14 protein-coding genes are annotated in these 17,627 nt (G+C 70.0%); 10 read left to right on the top strand and 4 right to left on the bottom strand.

Annotated features, from left to right (window positions below; translation table 11 throughout):
* Entirely contained in the window at positions 1 to 999 is a 999-nt protein-coding gene (locus OHB23_RS04695; RefSeq protein WP_328810982.1) for a bile acid:sodium symporter family protein, read from the top strand.
* Here OHB23_RS04695 and OHB23_RS04690 read toward each other — a convergent pair.
* Both OHB23_RS04690 and OHB23_RS04685 read right to left on the bottom strand, forming a co-directional pair.
* Positions 974 to 1,375: a hypothetical protein gene (locus tag OHB23_RS04690; protein WP_328810981.1), complete on the bottom strand. Its 402-nt coding sequence runs from the start codon at positions 1,373 to 1,375 to the stop codon at positions 974 to 976. The two genes, OHB23_RS04695 and OHB23_RS04690, sit on opposite strands and share 26 nt — an antisense overlap.
* A gap of 82 nt (positions 1,376 to 1,457) precedes the next feature.
* Positions 1,458 to 2,351 carry a glucose 1-dehydrogenase gene (locus OHB23_RS04685; protein ID WP_204869424.1) on the bottom strand — a complete coding sequence of 298 codons (894 nt, stop codon included), beginning with the start codon at positions 2,349 to 2,351 and terminating at the stop codon, positions 1,458 to 1,460.
* Between the two features lie 73 nt (positions 2,352 to 2,424).
* Here OHB23_RS04685 and OHB23_RS04680 point away from each other — a divergent pair, with 73 nt between their 5' ends.
* Both OHB23_RS04680 and OHB23_RS04675 read left to right on the top strand, forming a co-directional pair.
* Positions 2,425 to 3,054: a UdgX family uracil-DNA binding protein gene (locus tag OHB23_RS04680; protein ID WP_027505975.1), complete on the top strand. Its 630-nt coding sequence runs from the start codon at positions 2,425 to 2,427 to the stop codon at positions 3,052 to 3,054.
* Positions 3,055 to 3,103: 49 nt separating this feature from the next.
* Positions 3,104 to 4,480 (top strand): glutamate decarboxylase, encoded by a 1,377-nt coding sequence (locus OHB23_RS04675; RefSeq protein ID WP_328810980.1) that lies wholly within the window; start codon positions 3,104 to 3,106, stop codon positions 4,478 to 4,480.
* A 14-nt stretch (positions 4,481 to 4,494) separates the two neighbouring features.
* Here the strand turns inward: OHB23_RS04675 and OHB23_RS04670 are convergent, their stop codons facing one another.
* On the bottom strand, positions 4,495 to 5,100 hold the full coding sequence (locus OHB23_RS04670; RefSeq protein WP_027505973.1) for a YqgE/AlgH family protein: 606 nt from the start codon (positions 5,098 to 5,100) through the stop codon (positions 4,495 to 4,497).
* Between the two features lie 73 nt (positions 5,101 to 5,173).
* Between OHB23_RS04670 and OHB23_RS04665 the strand changes: the two genes are divergently transcribed.
* The gene (locus tag OHB23_RS04665; protein ID WP_328810979.1) at positions 5,174 to 6,514 is read left to right on the top strand and encodes an MFS transporter; all 1,341 of its coding nucleotides are present in this window, start codon (positions 5,174 to 5,176) and stop codon (positions 6,512 to 6,514) included.
* On the opposite strand, the gene OHB23_RS04660 is transcribed toward OHB23_RS04665, so the two are convergent.
* Positions 6,459 to 7,910 (bottom strand): CCA tRNA nucleotidyltransferase, encoded by a 1,452-nt coding sequence (locus OHB23_RS04660; RefSeq protein ID WP_328810978.1) that lies wholly within the window; start codon positions 7,908 to 7,910, stop codon positions 6,459 to 6,461. The two genes, OHB23_RS04665 and OHB23_RS04660, sit on opposite strands and share 56 nt — an antisense overlap.
* Before the next feature lie 78 nt (positions 7,911 to 7,988).
* Between OHB23_RS04660 and OHB23_RS04655 the strand changes: the two genes are divergently transcribed.
* The 6 genes from OHB23_RS04655 to trxB all read left to right on the top strand — a co-directional run bounded on the left by OHB23_RS04655 (position 7,989) and on the right by trxB (position 17,587).
* Entirely contained in the window at positions 7,989 to 8,711 is a 723-nt protein-coding gene (locus OHB23_RS04655; protein ID WP_328810977.1) for an NUDIX hydrolase, read from the top strand.
* Positions 8,708 to 11,122: a DUF6049 family protein gene (locus OHB23_RS04650; RefSeq protein WP_328810976.1), complete on the top strand. Its 2,415-nt coding sequence runs from the start codon at positions 8,708 to 8,710 to the stop codon at positions 11,120 to 11,122. The genes OHB23_RS04655 and OHB23_RS04650 overlap by 4 nt, the downstream gene beginning before the upstream one ends.
* A 126-nt stretch (positions 11,123 to 11,248) precedes the next feature.
* Positions 11,249 to 15,070: a murein biosynthesis integral membrane protein MurJ gene (gene murJ / locus OHB23_RS04645; protein ID WP_442973031.1), complete on the top strand. Its 3,822-nt coding sequence runs from the start codon at positions 11,249 to 11,251 to the stop codon at positions 15,068 to 15,070.
* Between the two features lie 76 nt (positions 15,071 to 15,146).
* Positions 15,147 to 15,725 carry an RNA polymerase sigma factor SigM gene (sigM, locus tag OHB23_RS04640; protein WP_056440861.1) on the top strand — a complete coding sequence of 193 codons (579 nt, stop codon included), beginning with the start codon at positions 15,147 to 15,149 and terminating at the stop codon, positions 15,723 to 15,725.
* A gap of 60 nt (positions 15,726 to 15,785) precedes the next feature.
* A complete protein-coding gene (locus OHB23_RS04635; RefSeq protein WP_307108039.1) occupies positions 15,786 to 16,463 on the top strand; it encodes a hypothetical protein in 678 nt (225 codons plus the stop codon).
* A 134-nt stretch (positions 16,464 to 16,597) separates the two neighbouring features.
* Positions 16,598 to 17,587: a thioredoxin-disulfide reductase gene (gene trxB, locus OHB23_RS04630; RefSeq protein WP_328810974.1), complete on the top strand. Its 990-nt coding sequence runs from the start codon at positions 16,598 to 16,600 to the stop codon at positions 17,585 to 17,587.
* The last annotated feature ends 40 nt before the right edge of the window (positions 17,588 to 17,627 follow it).

Here is a 17,627-nt window from a genome sequence, read left to right as displayed (position 1 = left end):
GTGGCGTTCTCCCTGACAGGCACCATCAGAGCGCTCGACGGCTTCGTCCTCGCGATCTTCGCTGCCGCTATCGCGGCGACCGTGTTCCCGGTCTCGGGCACCGCAGCCGACGTGCTGTCGTGGGTCACCACTGTCGGTATCGCGCTGCTGTTCTTCCTCTACGGAGTTCGACTGTCCCCTCGCGACGCCATGGACGGCGTCCGGCACTGGCGGCTGCACGGAGTGGTTCTCGCCTGCACGTACCTGCTGTTCCCGCTCCTCGGGCTCGGCGTACGGGTGCTCGCGCCGGGACTGCTGACCGACGATCTGTACACCGGGATGCTCTACCTCTGCCTCGTGCCGTCCACGATCCAGTCGTCGATCGCCTTCACCTCGATCGCCCGCGGCAACGTCGCCGGCGCCGTCGTCAGCGCGTCGCTGTCCAACATCATCGGAGTGTTCGCGACGCCGCTGCTGGTGGTCCTGCTGATGAGCACGACGGGCGGTGCGAGCATCGATGCCGGATCGATCGTCGACATCATGCTCCAACTCCTGCTCCCGTTCGTGGCCGGACAGTGCGCGAGGCGATGGCTCGCAGGACGGGTGGAGCGGCATCGGTCCACCACGCTGCTCGTCGACCGCGGATCGATCCTCCTGATCGTCTACGCCGCATTCAGTGCGTCACGGGTCGAGGGAGTCTGGGCTGCCACGACGCCGTGGCAGATCGTCGCAGTGGTGGTCTTGTGCAGTGCACTGCTCGCTGTTGTTCTCGCGGCGACAGCCGGGATCGCGCGAACATTGCGCATGTCTCGCGCCGACCGCATCGTCGTGGTGTTCTGCGGGTCGAAGAAGAGCCTGGCCAGCGGCATTGCCATCGCGTCGGTGCTGTTCGTGGGGCAACCCGTCGGGGTCATCGTTCTGCCCCTGCTGGTCTTCCACCAGATCCAACTCGTGGTGTGCGCCGTCCTGGCGGGCCGCTACGAGCGCGAGGCGATCAGGGACGCTGCATCGACTTCCTGATCTCGTCCAGGCGCGCCTTGCCGGCGCGTTCCCGCTCGGCGAACTTCTCCGCCTCGGTTCGGCCGACCGCGCTCTCGGCATCCAGCTCGGTGGACCCCACCGCACGCCCCGAACGCCCGTCGATTCGCTCTCGCACCGCGTCGAACGTGGGGACACCGGCGTCGGTGAAACCCGGGTCCGTCGGAACCTGGGGGATGTCGGACACCGACGGCGTGCGCGGCATGATGTCGGGGTCGACCGACGCCTCGGGAGTCAGAGCCACGGCGGCGTCGTACACCGCCCGCAGCGCCGGGCGGGCACTCGTGAGCGCGACGACGAGATCGAGTACCTCCGCATCGGGCAACGACGCGGCCTGGTCGGACGAGAAGTCGGTCATGTCACCAGGGTAGGCCTGAGAGCTCCGGTGATCGTGGACTCCCGACCCCGGAATGCGGGGCCGGAAGTCCACGATCGGGCGACTACGGCGTCGGCATGCCGCCGTTGACGTTCAGCGTGTCGCCGGTGACGTACCCGGACTCGGCCGACGAGAGGTACACGTAGGCACCGGCCAACTCGGCGGGCTGACCCGCACGACCGAGCGGCGTCTCCTGGCCGAACTCGGGCAGCGCCGACGTGGGCTGTCCGCCGGACGCCTGCAGGGGCGTCCAGAACGGACCGGGAGCAACGACGTTGACGCGGATCCCACGAGGAGCGAGTTGCTGCGCCAGCGCCTTGCTCATCGTGTTGATCGCCATCTTGGTCGTCGCGTAGTCCACGAGTCCCGGTGACGGCGTGTACGCCTGGATCGAACTGGTGTTGACGATGGTCGATCCTGCCGGCATGTGCGGAACCGCTTCCTGGATGATCCAGAACAGCGCGTACACGTTGGTCTTGAACGTGGCGTCGAACTGCTCCGGGCTCAGATCCTCGAGCTTCTCGACGTACTGCTGCTTGCCGGCGACGTTCACGAGAAGGTCTATGCCACCGAACTTCTCGACGGTGGTGCGCACGATGCCGCGAGCCGCGGACTCGTCCGTGAGGTCGGCGGGAGCGAGTACCGCGGTCCTCCCGGCGGTGCGCACCAGGTCGGCCACCTCCTGCGCGTCCTTCTCCTCCGACGGCAGGTAGTTGAGAACGACGTCGGCGCCCTCGCGGGCCAGCGCGATGGCGACGGCGCGGCCGATGCCGCTGTCCGCACCGGTGACCAGTGCCTTGCGCCCGGTCAGCCGGCCGGTGCCGCGGTAGCTGCCCTCACCGTGGTCGGCCTTGGGCTCGAGTTCCGCGGCGAGGCCCGGCGGATCCTGGTGCTGCTCGGGGTACCCGTCCTGTCGGTACTGGGTGACGGGATCGGTGAACGTGTACTGGTCGGTCATCGCCGTGGCATGCCCCGGCCGTGGGGGGTGCCAAACAGGTGTCACCGGGTCCGTGGCGGGTACCACCGAAGACATGGCCCCGAAGTTTCCCGGCGCAGGCACCTTCGTGCCCGAGTCCGACGATCTCCGCGTTCTCGCCGACGCCGCCCGCAGTTGCCGGGGATGCGACCTGTGGGAGCCCGCGGAGAACACGGTGTTCGGAGCCGGCACCCCGTCCGCTCGCATGATGCTCATCGGCGAGCAACCGGGGGATCAGGAGGATCGACGGGCACAGCCCTTCGTCGGTCCGGCGGGTGCGCTCCTGAATCGTGCTCTGGCGCAGGCGGACATCGACCGGGAGCTGACCTACGTCACCAACGCGGTCAAGCACTTCAAATTCACGCGTGCCGACCGCGGCCCGCGGCGCATCCACAAGAAGCCGCTGCGCTCGGAGGTCGTCGCGTGTCACCCGTGGCTCGAGGCGGAGATCCGCGCCGTCGACCCGTCCGTCGTGGTCCTCCTCGGCGCGACGGCGGCGCAGGCGATGCTGGGGACCTCGTTCCGGATCGGTGTCGACCGGGGGCGCGTCCTCGAGGTGGGCGAGGCGAGAGCTGTTGCCACCGCGCACCCGTCGGCCGTCCTCCGAGCGCCGGACGACGAACGCGATGCCGCGTTCGACGCACTCGTCGCCGATCTGCGAGTGGCCGCATCACTTCTGGAATGACACCGGAAGTTCACAGGCACCGCCCCGGTCACCGCAGTAGCGTGGCGTCGTGACGAGAATCCCGCGCGACGGAACGATCTCTCCTGCCTACACCGGGCGCTTGGCCAACGATCCCGTTCCGGCGCTGCGACTGCCGGACGACCGCATGGATCCCGACGTCACCTACCGCTTCATCCACGACGAGCTGATGCTCGACGGCAGTTCCCGCCTCAACCTCGCCACGTTCGTCACCACGTGGATGGAGCCCGAGGCCGAGAAGCTGATGGCCGAGACGTTCGACAAGAACATGATCGACAAGGACGAGTACCCGGCCACCGCGGCGATCGAGGAGCGGTGCGTCAACATGGTGGCGGATCTCTGGAACGCGCCCGGGCTCGACCCGACCGATCCGTCCAGCGCGACGGGCGTCTCGACGATCGGTTCGTCCGAGGCCGTCATGCTCGCCGGTCTGGCACTGAAATGGCGGTGGCGCGCACGTCGGACCGCGGCCGGTGCGGACACCGGTCGGCCCAACCTCGTGTTGGGGACGAACGTCCAGGTGGTCTGGGAGAAGTTCTGTCGCTACTTCGACGTCGAGCGGAAGTACCTCGACATGGAGCCGGGCCGCTACGTCGTCACGGCCGACCAGGTGCGCGACGCCGTCGACGAGAACACCATCGGCGTGCTCGCGATTCTCGGGACCACGTTCACCGGCGAACTCGAACCGGTCGAGGAGATCTCGGCCGTGCTCGACGAGATCGCCGCGGCCGGCGGGCCGGACGTCCCCATCCACGTGGACGGTGCCAGCGGCGGTTTCGTGGTCCCGTTCCTGAACCCGGATCTGGTGTGGGACTTCCGGTTGCCGCGCGTGAAGTCCGTCAACGCCAGTGGTCACAAGTACGGACTGACCTACCCGGGCCTGGGATTCGTCGTGTGGCGCGAGAAGGAGGACCTCCCCGAGGACCTCGTGTTCCGCGTCAACTACCTCGGCGGTGACATGCCGACGTTCACCCTGAACTTCTCACGCCCGGGCAATCAGGTGATCGGTCAGTACTACAACTTCCTCCGCCTCGGCCGCGCCGGCTACACGGATGTCATGACCTCGCTGCGCTCGACCGCGACCCGCGTCGCCGACCACCTGCGCGAGCACGGCGACGTCGACGTCATCTCCGACGGGTCCGACATCCCGGTGGTGGCATTCGCGCTGCGGGAGAACTGCGGCTTCTCCGTCTTCGATGTCTCTCACGAACTCCGCGCCCGCGGGTGGCAGGTTCCCGCGTACACCATGCCGGCCCGTGCCGAGTCGGTCTCGGTCTTGAGAATCGTTGTGCGAGAGGGCTTCTCGGCAGACCTGGGTAGGATGCTGTGCGAAGCGATCGACGCCGTCCTGGCGTCGCTCTCCACCGACGGCGACGGGCACTCGCACGCTCGGCACTTCGCCCACTGACGAGAACTTCGGTCTCAGTTCCGGTCGACGTCGATCGGGTGGGTCGCCAGCATCGCCAGCGGCAGCGGCTGACGGCGCAACACCTGCGCCCACAGATCGACGCGCGGCGGGCCCACGACGTCGGACGGCAGCGCGGACACCACCATCCAGTCGTCCCGCTCGAGTTCTCCCTCGAGCTGTCCGAGCGTCCATCCCGAGTAGCCGGCGAAGATGCGCATGCCCTCCACCAGCGGGGCGATCGCAGCCGGGTCGGAGTCCAGGTCGACCATCACGACACGGCCGTCCACTCGACGGATGCCCCGCACGTCGTCGACGTCCACGCCGGACCGCAGCGTGGCCAGACACAGTGCGGAGTCGCGTTTGACGGGTCCGCCCACGTAGAGCGCTTTCGGGGACGCAGCGAGATCCGACCACTGCGGGAGCACGTTGTGCACAGCGGTCTCGCTCGGCCGATTGATGACGACGCCCAGGCTGCCGGCGTCATTGTGCTCGATGATGTAGACCACGGTGCGACGGAACGTCGGTTCGACGAGTTCCGTGGACGAGACCAGCAGCGATCCCGGCCGCACCACCTGATCGGCCGACGCGGTCCGGTCCTCCGGTTCTTCTGCGTGTGCCACCTCCTCATCATGGCACCGGCAGCCTCGACAGTGCGAGAGATGACGCGCAGAGGCGGCGGTTAGTGTCACCCGCGTGACCCGAACGGAGCGGACCGGCGCCGTCGACGCGCTGCGATCCGTCCGACACGAGCCCGGAGCACCTCGTCTGGTCGCGCTGCGTGTCGCCTCTCAGTTCGGCGACGGCATGTTCCAGGCCGCCCTCGGAGGCGCGATTCTCTTCGACCCACAGCGCGGTGGTGATCCCGCTGCGATCGCCGCCGGCTTCGCGGTGCTCTTGTTGCCGTACTCGCTGATCGGCCCGTTCGCCGCGCGGATCCTCGACCGCGTCGATCGAGCGACCGTGCTCGCCCGCGCAGGCATCGTGAAGTCGCTCCTCATCCTCTGCGCCACCGGGCAACTCGTCGCGGGCGCCTCGACGACGGCCGTCCTGATCACGGCCCTCGCCGTCGTCGGAGTGAGCCGGTTCGTCCTCGCAGGCCTGTCCGCGTCGCTACCGCACGTCGTTCCGGTGCGATCGCTCGTCGCGACCAACGCCGCCCTGGTCACCGTCGGCGCAGTCGTCTCCGCCGTCGGCGCGTCGGTGGCTGTCCTGGTGCTCGGACTCGTCGGGCCGTCGGATCGGGCCACGGCCCTCGCGACGGCCGTGTCCGCCGTCGGTGCCGTCGCGGCGACTCTCCTCGCGCGCGGCTTCGCTTCCGGACGGCTGGGTCCCGGCGCCGCCTCGGTGTCCGCCCCGACCCGCCGCGTTCTCGCCGACTGGGTGTCCGGCTTCGTCGCGGTGCGCCGTACCCCGTCCGTCGCCGCCGCGCTGGTGGGAGTGGGTGCCCACCGGGTTGCCTTCGGCATCGACACCCTCGTGATGGTGCTGGTGCTGCGCGAGGGCGCGCGCTCGTCCGTCCTGCCCGGCGGTGTGGCGGGCTTCGGGTTGACGGTGGGCGCCGCCGCGGCGGGCATGTTCCTCGCCGCACTCGGCACGCCCGTTCTCCTGCCGCGCCTCGGTCGCACGCGCACAGTGGTCGGTGCGCTGGTCCTGGCCACGCTCACCCAGGCCACCCTCGTCGTCGGGCTGGTGCCGGACCTGCTGATCCTCGCGGCCTTTCTCCTGGGGTTCGCAGGTCAGACGGTCAAGCTGACCGCCGACGCGGCCATGCAGACGGACATCGACGACGACACCCGCGGACGCGTCTTCGGAGTACAGGACACCGTGTTCAACGTGGCGTTCGTCGGCGCCGTGGCGGGCGCGGCCCTCGTGATCGGTCCGGGGTCGACCGCGGTCGACACGTCCGCAGCCATCGTCTGCGTGATCGCCGGCGTCGTCGCCTACGCGGCGGCAGCGGCGATCGCGCTCCGGATCGGCGTCAGGACCTCGCGGCCCACCACGCCAGGAGCTCTTTCTCCGCATCCTCACGACTGAGCGGCCCGCGGTCGAGACGAAGCTCCTTCAGGAACTTCCACGCCTCTCCCACCTGCGGGCCGGCCGGAATGCCGAGCAGTTGCATGATGGCGTTGCCGTCCAGATCCGGACGCACCCTGGCCAGGTCCTCCTGCTCGGCGAGTGCCGCGATACGCCGCTCGAGATCGTCGTACGTCGCCTGCAGGGACGCTGCACGGCGCTTGTTGCGGGTGGTGCAGTCGGCGCGGACCAGCTTGTGCAGCCGGGGCAGCAGATCGCCGGCGTCGGTGACGTAACGACGCACGGCCGAATCGGTCCACTGACCCTTGCCGTAGCCGTGGAAACGCAGATGAAGGAAGACGAGCTGCGCGATGTCATCGGTCAGCTTCTTCGGGAACTTCAGTGCGCGCAGGCGGCGACGCACCATCTTGGCGCCCACCACCTCGTGGTGGTGGAAGCTCACCCCGCCGCCGGGCTCGTTGCGTTTGGTGTCGGGCTTGCCGATGTCGTGGAGCAGCGCCGCCCATCGGAGCACCAGGTCCGGATCGCCGTCCTCGAGGTCGATCGCCTGCTGCAGAACCGTGAGGGAGTGCTGATAGACGTCCTTGTGCTGATGATGCTCGTCGATCTCGAGCGTCATCGCCGGCACCTCCGGGAGGATGCGTGCCGCGATCCCCGTCTCGCACAGGGCGTCGATGCCGTCGACGGCGAACTCGCCGAGAATCAGCTTGTCCAGCTCGGCGGTGACGCGTTCGACCGTGATCCGGTCGATCTGCTCCGCCATGTTCTCGATCGCCGCGCGGACCCGCGGCAGCATCGTGAAGCCGAGCTGGGCGACGAACCGCGCAGCGCGCAGCATCCGGAGCGGATCGTCGTCGAAGGACGCCTCCGGGGTGGTCGGCGTGTCCAGGACTCCCTCGAGCAGCGCGTCCAGGCCACCCAGGGGATCGACGAACTGACCGGCCCCGTCCGGCCCGATCCGCACGGCCATGGCGTTGAGCGTGAAATCGCGCCGGACCAAGTCGTCCTCGAGCGTCGAGCCGTACTGCACGATCGGATTCCGGGACACCCGGTCGTATTTGTCGCTCCGGAACGTCGTGATCTCGATCTGCCGACCGTGCTTGACCGCACTGACGGTGCCGAAGTCGATGCCGGTGTCCCACTGATGGTCGGCCCAGCCCGCCAGCAGCGCCTGCACGTGCTCGGGCAGAGCGTTCGTCGTGAAGTCGAGGTCACTGCTCAAGCGGCCCAGGAGAGCGTCCCGGACGCTCCCGCCGACGAGGTACAACTCGTGGCCCGCCGCAGCGAACAGCGACCCCAGTGGACCGAGGATGTCGTCGTGCGCGCGCAGGGCCACGGCACCCGACGCGAGGAGCCGTGCGCGGCGGTCCGGATCGGTGGCAGGCGGGGGAGGCACGACGTCACACCCTACCGAGGCGCGCACTTCGCGGTGCGTCCCACCGGGAGCAGGGCGGACGGAACTAGTATCGATCGGGTGTCCGGTGCCGAGCGAGCCAAGAGAACACGTCGCGGTGTGCGACGGCGTCCTCGTGCCGCCGCCGACCCCGGAACACGAGGGGCCGACAAACCCACACTGCGCACCGTTCGGGAGACCTCGGCCGGCGGCCTGGTCGTCGACGGACTCGACGGACCCCGCGACGGACTGTGCGCCGCCCTCATCGGTCGCACCGACCGACGCGGCCGCCTGCTGTGGTCGCTGCCCAAGGGTCACATCGAGCAGGGCGAGACGCCCGAGCAGACCGCCGAGCGGGAAGTGGAGGAGGAGACCGGCATCACCGGGTCCGTCCTCGCGCCCCTGGGAAGCATCGACTACTGGTTCGTGACCGAGGGACGACGCGTCCACAAGACCGTCCACCACTACCTGCTGCGATCCCTCGGCGGCGAACTGTCGGACGAGGACGTCGAGGTCACCGAGGTGGCCTGGGTGCCGCTCAGCGAGCTGCACTCCCGGCTCGCGTACGCCGACGAGCGCAAACTCGCCGAGCGAGCCGGCGAGATGATCGACTCGATGGCGCGCGAGAAGTCCGCCGACACGCAGAATCCCCGACCGGTCTCCGACCTTCCCGCACCATCCCGACCGGTCTCCGACCTTCCCGCCTCCCCCCGACCGGTCTCCGACCTTCCCGCCTCCCCCCGACCGGTCTCCGACCTTCCCGCACCATCCCGACCGGTCTCCGACCTTCCCGCCGCCGAATGACCCGGTCCGCACCGACGGCCCGGCGCCTCGCCGTGGTCATGGCGATCCTCGCCGTGCTCGCCTGGCTGACCGTCCCCGCGGGAGCGCAACCCTCCACCCCGCCCAGCGACCCCACCACGACGCGGAGCACACCGTCGCCCACGGCCACGCTGGCGCCACCGGACACCTCGATCGACGGCACGTTCCTGTCGATCTCCGTCGACGAGGTCACGCCGACCACCGTCTCCACCAGCAGTGCGCCGGTCGTCACCGTCACGGGAACGGTGACCAACGTCGGGGACCGCGCGGTCAGCGACATCTCGGTCCGGCTGCAGCGAGCACCCGCGGTACGCACGGCCGACGAGCTCCGGACCTCTCTCACCGAGGATCAGGACCGCTTCGACACGGTCGGGCCCTTCGAGTCGCTCACCGGCGACGGATCGGACACCGCGCTGCAACGCGGCGACACGCTGCCGTTCGAGCTGACCCTGCCGCTGCGCTCGACCACCGGACCGTCGCTGGGTCTGGATCGGCCGGGTGTCTATCCGATGATGGTGAACGTCAACGGCAACCCCGAGTACGGGCAGGAGGCACGGCTCGACGACGCCGCGTTCCTGCTTCCCGTCGCGGGTCTGCCGCGCGACACCACGGTGCTCGATCCGGCCGCTCCCGATGCCGTTCCGCTTCCACCGGACACGGGACGCCCCGTCGCCACGACGCTGCTCTGGCCGCTGGCCGACCGCCCACACCTGGCGGCGGGCCTGCCCGGCACCGTCGACGAGGAGGTGCGACTGAACGACGACGACCTGGCCGCCTCGCTCTCCGCCGGCGGTCGACTCGAAGGACTGGTGTCGGCACTGGAGTTCGCGACCGGACCGACCGTCGACACCGAGGGCGCACTCGCGTCCTCGACGTGTCTCGCCGTCGATCCCGACCTGCTGGTCACCGTCTCGAGCATGACGCGGGGTTACCTCGTGGTCGACGACCCGGCCGATCCCACCGGCCCTGCCTCCGAGGGCAGCGGCGCCGTCGCCGCCGCGTCGTGGCTCGATCGCGTCCGCACCCTCGCGTCCTCGATGTGTGTCACCGCGGTGCCGTTCGCCCAGACCGATCTCGCGGCCGTCGCCGCCGTGGCCGACCCGGTTCTGACCTCTGCCGCGATCACGACGCCGGCGGACGTCGCCGACTCGATCCTCGGAGTCACGTCCCGCCGCGACGTCCTGTGGCCGGACGCGGGTGCTCTCGACGATGCGGGGGCGGCCATGGTCGCGGCGTCGGGCCGGACGGTCGCACTGCTCGCACAGGACGCCGTGCAGACCGTCAGTACGCCCGACACGGTGACCCTCGCGACCGATGCGGGCACCACTCCGCTGCGTGCCGCGCTCTACGACACCGAGGTCTCCACCGCGCTGTCCGCGGTGGGCGAGCACCCGACGACCCCGTCCGTGACACCGCGTGAGCAGGTGTACGACGTGGCCGAGGACTCGCGCACGGCCCGATTGCAGGACGCGCTCGGCGCGTTGCACTTCGACGCGCTGAACGCCGGCGCCCCGGACACGGTCGCTGCCACGGACGGCCCACGATCACTCACCGTCGCGCCGCCACAGACCTGGACTCCCGACCGCGACGAGGCCTCCGCGGTGCTCGGCACCATCGCGGGCCTGTTCCGTAGCGGACTCGCGACGCCGCGCTCCCTGTCCGACCTGCTGGCGGTCCCGCCTCCGCTGGAGGCGGCCGAGTCGGACTACCCGGACGCGGCCGTGGAGGACGGCGCACCGGCCGATGTCCGCGATGTCGTGGCTGCCCAGAACGCCCGCATCGGTGCGCTGGCGGCCGCGCTGATCGACGATTCGCGTGCCGCGATCTCGCCCGCGCTGTATGTCGCTCCGCTGCGGGAGGATCTCCTGCGGGCGATGACCACGTCGGATCGTCGGGGCGGGCAGCGCGGGGAGTCGGAACAGGCCGCGCGCCGCCGTGCCGCCGACGTTGCCGCCGGCCTGGACCGGCTGTACGGATCCGTGACGATCCTCGCGCCCGGCGGTGTCTTCACCCTCGCCTCGGAGGCCAGCCCGCTGCTGTTGGTCGCGCGGAACGATCTGCCCATCGGCATCACCGTCGACCTGGCGGTCGACGCGCCCGACGCGATGCAGATCGAGAACATCGGCCCGCAGCAGCTGCCCCCACGGGGAAGTCGTTCTCTGCAGATCCCCGCTCGAGTGAGCGATTCGCGCAAGATGGTGGTGGAGTTCTCCCTGAGCACCACCGACGGGACGCGACTCGGGCAGGCTGCGACCGTCAATGTGCGGTCCAATGCGTACGGTCGTGCTTTGGCGATCATCACAGCAGGCGCCGGTGCGCTCCTGCTGCTGCTCGCGGGCCGACGGTTGTGGCACCGGTTCCGGGGCCAACCGGATCCCGCCGACGAACAGTAAGGATTCTCGATGACGGGGAGCATTCCTCACGGGCGACGGGACGCCGTACCGCGGGCGCCTCGCGCGCCCTGGGAGCGCAGCTCCGATGGGGCGCAGCAGCGCAGCTCCGACGCGGCTCAGGATCCGATGATGGTGCCCACGAGCGTCGCGCCCCCGGTCCGTCCTGCCGCCCCGACCCGCATCCCCCCGGCCGCGGCGTCACCGCAGCCGGCGTCCGGCTCCAGCTCCTCCCGCCTGCTCTCCGCGACGGGTGCGATCGCGTTCGCGACGTTGATCAGCCGCATCACCGGATTCGCGAAGCAACTGCTGCTGGTGACGGTGCTGGGCACCACCGTCGCCACGTCGTACACCGTCGCGAGTGTCATCCCCAACATGATCGCCGAGCTCGTCCTCGGTGCCGTGCTGACGGCCATCGTCGTGCCGGTGCTGGTGCGGGCGGAGAGCGAGGACGCCGACAACGGCCGTGCTTTCGTGCGCAGGCTCTTCACGGCTGCGCTGACCATGCTGATCCTCGCGGCGGTGCTGGCGACGGCCGCGGCGCCACTGCTCACGCGCTACGTCTTCCTGTCGGAGGACGGCCAGGTGAACACGGGTCTCACCACCGCACTCCTTCTCCTGCTGTTGCCCGCGATCCTGTTCTACGGCCTCTCCGCTCTGTTCACGGCGATCCTGAACACTCGGCAGAACTTCAAGCCCGGTGCCTGGGCACCCGTGCTCAACAACCTGGTGGTGCTCGCCGTCCTGGTGATCTACCTCGTCGTACCGGGCGAGATCTCCCTCGATCCGGTGCGCATCAGCGACCCGAAGCTGCTGGTGCTGGGCGTCGGCATCACGCTCGGCGTCGTGGTCCAGGCCCTGAGCCTGGTGCCCGCGCTGCGGCGAAACAAGATCGATCTGCGCCCGCTGTGGGGGCTCGACGACAGGCTGCGTCAGTTCGGCGGCATGGCCGTCGCGATCGTGCTCTACGTCGTCATCAGTCAGGCCGGCATGGTGTTCGCGACGCGCATCTCCTCGCACGTCGACCCCGCCGGCCCGCTCATCTACAACCAGGCCTGGATCCTGCTGCAGCTGCCGTACGGCGTGCTCGGCGTGACGGTGCTGACGGCGATCATGCCCCGGCTGAGCCGCAACGCCGCCGCCAAGGACACCCCGGCCGTCGTCGACGACCTGTCGGTGGCCACCCGGATGACCATGCTCGCGCTCATCCCGGTCATCGGCTTCCTCACCGTGGCCGGCCCGCAGGTCGGCGAGGCTCTGTACGGCTACGGCAACTTCGGCGCAGCCGACGCCGAGCGACTCGGCGAAGCCGTCAGCTGGTCGGCCTTCACCCTCGTTCCCTACTCGCTCGTCCTGATCCACCTGCGGGTCTTCTACGCCCGCGAGCAGGCGTGGACGCCCACGTGGATCGTTCTCGGCATCACCGGCGTCAAGATCGCGCTGTCCGCCCTGACGCCGTTCCTGGCGACGTCGGATCGATCCGTGGTCCTGTTGCTCGGCGCGGCCAACGGTCTCGGCTACATCACCGGGGCGATCATCGGATGGATGCTGCTGCGTCGCAGCCTCGGCGAACTACGACTCGCGGGAGTCCGGCGGACGGTCGCGGCGACGCTGATCTCCACCGCGATCGGCATGCTCGCGGTGTTCGCGGCCGACACGGCCGTCGGGCTCGACCGTCTGACCGGACCGGGCGCGCTGCTCCGCGTCGCTTTCGACGGCGCAGTCATGCTGCTGATCACCGGTCTGTGCCTGTACCGGGCACGGATCCCGGAAATCGAATCCATCACCGTCGCGGTGGCGCGTCGCCTCGGCCGCGCCCCGGCCGTGACGTCCGGACCTGTGACGACAGCGCATGTCGGGACCGATCCGATGTACGCGGAGACCGAGTTGATCCCCGCGATCGGCGGCCCCGACATGCCCCCGGTGGGTCGGCCGACCGAGGGGTTCGGTCGGGCCACCGGCGCGGGTCGGCTCCCGTACCCTGACAGGCGAGTGGACCCGCGAGCACACGGCGGTTCCCGCGCGCCGACGTACACCGGAGACGAGTCGGAGACGACGATCATCCCCGCGTACACCGGCGCGTTCACGACCAGTAGTGACGAAGGAGTGTCAGTGACCGACGACGAGGGTGCACGGGGGCGTACGCCGTCCGAGGCCGAGGACGCCGCTCAGCCCGGTGGCGTGTCCACCGACGACCGTCGCGTCGCCGACTCCGATGCCGCCACCGGGTCGTCCGAGGACACCGACCGGCAGCACGACGCGTCCACCACGGATCCGATCGAGTCGAGCCCCGACGTGTCCGGCCAGGGCGACGTCACCGAGACCGAGCGCACGGCCGACGAGACCGAGTCCGGACTCGTCGACACCGGCGTCATGCCGGTCGGATCGCCCACGCTGCCCCCGGCCGTCCCCGTCGCCGAGTCGCCCCGCACACCGTTGCGCGGACCGAAGCTCATCCCCGGCGCGTCGGTCGCCGGCGGGCGCTACCGCCTTCTCGCACCGCACGGCGGCGCACGCGGCCTCAAGTTCTGGCAGGCCCACGACGTCAAGCTCGACCGCGAGGTGGCCCTGACGTTCGTCGACGCCGACCAACGATCGACCGGCGACGCCCCCGAGCGCGCCGACGGCCCGCAGGCCGTGCTGTCCCGGACTCTGCGCCTGGGCCGGATCAACTCGCCCGGCCTCGCCCGCGTCCTCGACGTCGTCCGCGGCAGCTCGGGCGGCATCGTCGTCGCGGAGTGGACTCGCGGACGATCCCTGCGCGAGATGGCCGACACGGAACCGTCGCCCCTGGGCGCCGCCAACGCCATCAAGTCGCTGGCCGCTGCGGCCGAGGCCGCCCATCGCGGCGGCGGCGCACTGTCCATCGACCACCCGGACCGTGTGCGCATCAGCATCAAGGGTGACGCCGTTCTCGCGTTCCCGGCCACCTTCGGTGATGCCGATCCCGGCTCCGACGTACGCGGACTGGGCGCGATGCTCTACGCCCTGATCACCGCGCGGTGGCCCCTGGGCGACCCGTCGGGCCCCGCGACCGTCGGCGGGATGCGCATCGCCGATCGCACGGCGTCCGGTGCGGCCGTCGAGCCCCGCGAGATCCGCCCCGACGTACCGTTCGAGATCTCCGCCGTCGCCGTGCGTGCCCTCGAGCAGAACAGCGGCATCCGGACCGCCGCCACCGTGCAGCACATCCTCGGCCAGGCCGCGGTGGTCAACGAGAAGACCGAGATGATCCCCGCACTGCGGCTGGGTCAACGGCCGCCCGGATCGACCGGTCACGCACTCGCCGACCCCGACGACGAGCCGCCCGCGGACCGCTCCAACGTCATGGTCGCCGCGTTGGTGGGCCTCGGAGTCCTCACTGTCGTGGTGCTCGGCCTCGTCGGCTGGTGGCTCGCCAACCTGTTCGCCGGCGGCGGTTCCGACGAACCTCTCACCGAGCAGAACTTCGGGCTCACGACGTCCGCGTCGGCTCCGGCCGCGCCCGGAGAGGCGGCACCCGCGCCGACCACCGTGCCCGTCGCTCTGTCGTCCGTCGACGTCTTCTCGCCGCAGGGCACCCCGGACAACCCGGGCACCGTCGACAACGTGGCCGACAACGACGCGGGGACGGTGTGGGAGACGGATTCGTACTTCAACCCGTTCCCGTCCCTCAAGTCCGGCGTCGGCATCATGGCGACGCTCGACCAGGAGACCACTCCCGCCAGCGTCTACGTGAACTCGCCGTCGCCCGGCACGGTCGTCGAGATCCGGTCGGCCACCAGCGCGACACCCAGCCTGGACGAGACCCAGGTGATCGGGTCCGCGACGCTCGGCAACGGCCTCACCGACATCGCCGTCACACCCGACGGACCCGTCCGATACGTGCTGTTCTGGATCACGGATCTCAGCACAGCCGGTGGCGGCAACCAGAGCACCATCGCGGACATCGGGGTCTCCGCAGCATCCTGATCGCCGCGTGTCGTGCGCTGTCACAACAGATTTCGTGACCAGCTCGGACGGTTCGTTTCTGGGCTAGCCTCCGCGGGTGCGACAAATCGGGGGAGTCGCGGGTGGTGAGGCCACGGACGGCGAGCTGCTCGCGGCGCACATCGCGGGGGACGCGACGGCCTTCGCCGTGCTCGTACGACGCCACCAGGACCATCTCTGGCTCACGGCACGGAGGGCCAGCTACTCCGCGGAGGACGCGGCGGACTCCCTCCAGGAGGCGCTGCTGTCCGCGCACCGCACCGCCGCCTCGTTCCGTGCGGACGCCGCCGTCCGCAGTTGGCTGCACCGGATCGTCGTCAACGCGTGCCTCGACCGCATCCGCCGCAATCGCGTCCGACCCACCGTGCCGCTCGGGGAGGAGACCCGCGAGCCACGTGATCCCTTCGACCGCTACGCCGACGTCGATCTCTCCCTCGTCGTCGAGAAGGCACTGTTCTCACTCCCTCCCGACCAGCGCGCCGCGATCGTCGCCGTCGACATGGAGGGGTACTCCGTCGCCGATGCCGCCGCGGCGCTCGGGGTTCCCGTCGGCACGATCAAGAGCCGTTGCGCCCGGGGCCGTCAGAAGCTCGCCGTCGTCCTAGCCTCCGTCCGTGTGCAGAACTCGGACGAGTGAGGGGAACCGGGGACCCGCCGCGAGCGTCCTATCTGTCATGGCGACAGACGAGGCGGTGACGTGTCCGTGACCGACCGCGCTCCCCTCACTCCCGACCTCCTCGCCGACCTGCACGCGGGCCTGCTCCCGGAGGACGAGGCCGCCCGCATCCGCCAGCGCGTCGAGACCGATCCCGAGGCAGCGGCCCGTCTGGCCGACCTGGACGCCGTCGTCGACATGGTGCGCGCACGGGGCGCCGATCTCACCGCCGGTGTCACGATGCCGCCCGACGTCGCCGAGCGACTGCAGGGCGCGCTCACCGGAGTACCGCGGGACGAGTTGGCGGCACGACGCTCGGGCCGACGCACTCGGATCCCGATCATCGCGGCGGCCGCGGCGATCGTCGCGCTGGTGGGGGCCGGTGCCGGCCTGGCACTCGCGTCCATCGAGACGGTCGGGGGCGGTGATCAGGTGATCGCCTCGGCCCGGCCACTCGACGACCGCACGGTGTTGTCCGTCGTCGGGTCGGTCGATCGAGGCCGCTTCGTCGATGCCGCCGTGCTGGCCGGTTGCCTCGAGGCCAACGGCATCCCGGCGTCGGCCACGGTGGTCGGATCCGGCCCGGTCACCTTGGACGGCATCGAGGCGACCCTTCTCGTCACGGCCGGGACCACGCCCGGTTCGCTCGTCGCGGTCGCTGTGGGCGACTCCTGCGGTCCGGACGATCCGGACACGGTCTCGCGCGCGGAGATCGGCTGACACGCCCGGTGCCGTCGCCTCGGGCCGCCTGCCTCGAGTGAGGGAACAACGTCTCCTGACCTAGTGTTGAGGGCATCAGAGGGCGAGCGCTGGAGCGCCGACCCTGGTTCCACACACGATCTCGGAAGGCGAAGATGACTACTTCGGACATCCACGACCTGATCATCGTCGGGTCCGGTCCCGCCGGCTACACCGCTGCGGTGTACGCCGCTCGCGCGGAGCTGAAGCCCTTGGTGTTCGAGGGCACCCAGTTCGGCGGCGCGCTGATGACCACGACCGAGGTGGAGAACTTCCCCGGCTTCCGTGACGGCATCATGGGCCCCGACCTCATGGAGCAGATGCGCGAGCAGGCCATGCGTTTCGGCGCCGACATCCGCACCGAGGACGTCGAGGAGCTGTCACTGACCGGTGACGTCAAGACCGTGACCGTCGACGGCACCGAGTACCGTGCCCGCGCGATCATCCTGGCCATGGGTGCCGCCGCACGCTACCTCGGTGTTCCCGGAGAGCAGAGGCTGCTCGGCCGCGGCGTCTCCGCGTGTGCGACATGCGACGGCTTCTTCTTCCGCGACCAGGACATCGCCGTCATCGGTGGTGGCGACTCCGCCATGGAGGAGGCCACCTTCCTCACCCGTTTCGCGCGCTCGGTCACCATCGTGCACCGCCGCGAGGAGTTCCGTGCGTCGCGCATCATGCTCGAGCGCGCCAAGGAGAACGAGAAGATCACGTTTGTCACCAACGCCGACGTCGTCGAGGTGCAGGGTGAGTCCGGCGTGACGGGTCTGAAGATCCGTGACACGGGATCCGGTGAGGAGCGCGTCCTCGATGTCACCGGCGTGTTCGTCGCCATCGGCCACGACCCCCGCTCCGAGCTCGTCCGCGGACAGGTCGAGCTCGACGACGCGGGCTACGTGGTGGTTCAGGCGCCCACCACGTCCACCTCCATCGACGGTGTCTTCGCGGCCGGCGACCTGGTGGATCACGTCTACCAGCAGGCCATCACCGCGGCCGGTACCGGCTGCGCCGCGTCCATCGACGCCGAGCGCTGGCTCGCCGACCAGGGCGACATCACCGAGAACACGCTCGAGAACGCCGACCGCGACGTCGACGTCGTGAGTGTCTGAGCACCGTCCATCCCGCTACGTCCGGCACACGAGAGGCACG

Origin of the sequence: Rhodococcus sp. NBC_00294 (genome assembly GCF_036163995.1) — a bacterium.
GTDB lineage: Bacteria > Actinomycetota > Actinomycetes > Mycobacteriales > Mycobacteriaceae > Rhodococcoides.
The sequence above is the reverse complement of the archived record's forward strand: the minus strand, read 5'-3'. Positions and strand labels throughout refer to the sequence as shown.

Excerpts from the sequence above, each read along its gene's own strand:
- OHB23_RS04680 (WP_027505975.1), top strand. The coding sequence starts at position 2,425 with ATGGCCCCGAAGTTTCCCGGCGCAGGCACCTTCGTGCCCGAGTCCGAC.
- OHB23_RS04690 (WP_328810981.1), bottom strand. The coding sequence starts at position 1,375 with ATGACCGACTTCTCGTCCGACCAGGCCGCGTCGTTGCCCGATGCGGAG.
- murJ (WP_442973031.1), top strand. The coding sequence starts at position 11,249 with ATGATGGTGCCCACGAGCGTCGCGCCCCCGGTCCGTCCTGCCGCCCCG.
- trxB (WP_328810974.1), top strand. The coding sequence starts at position 16,598 with ATGACTACTTCGGACATCCACGACCTGATCATCGTCGGGTCCGGTCCC.
- OHB23_RS04650 (WP_328810976.1), top strand. The coding sequence starts at position 8,708 with ATGACCCGGTCCGCACCGACGGCCCGGCGCCTCGCCGTGGTCATGGCG.
- OHB23_RS04685 (WP_204869424.1), bottom strand. The coding sequence starts at position 2,351 with ATGACCGACCAGTACACGTTCACCGATCCCGTCACCCAGTACCGACAG.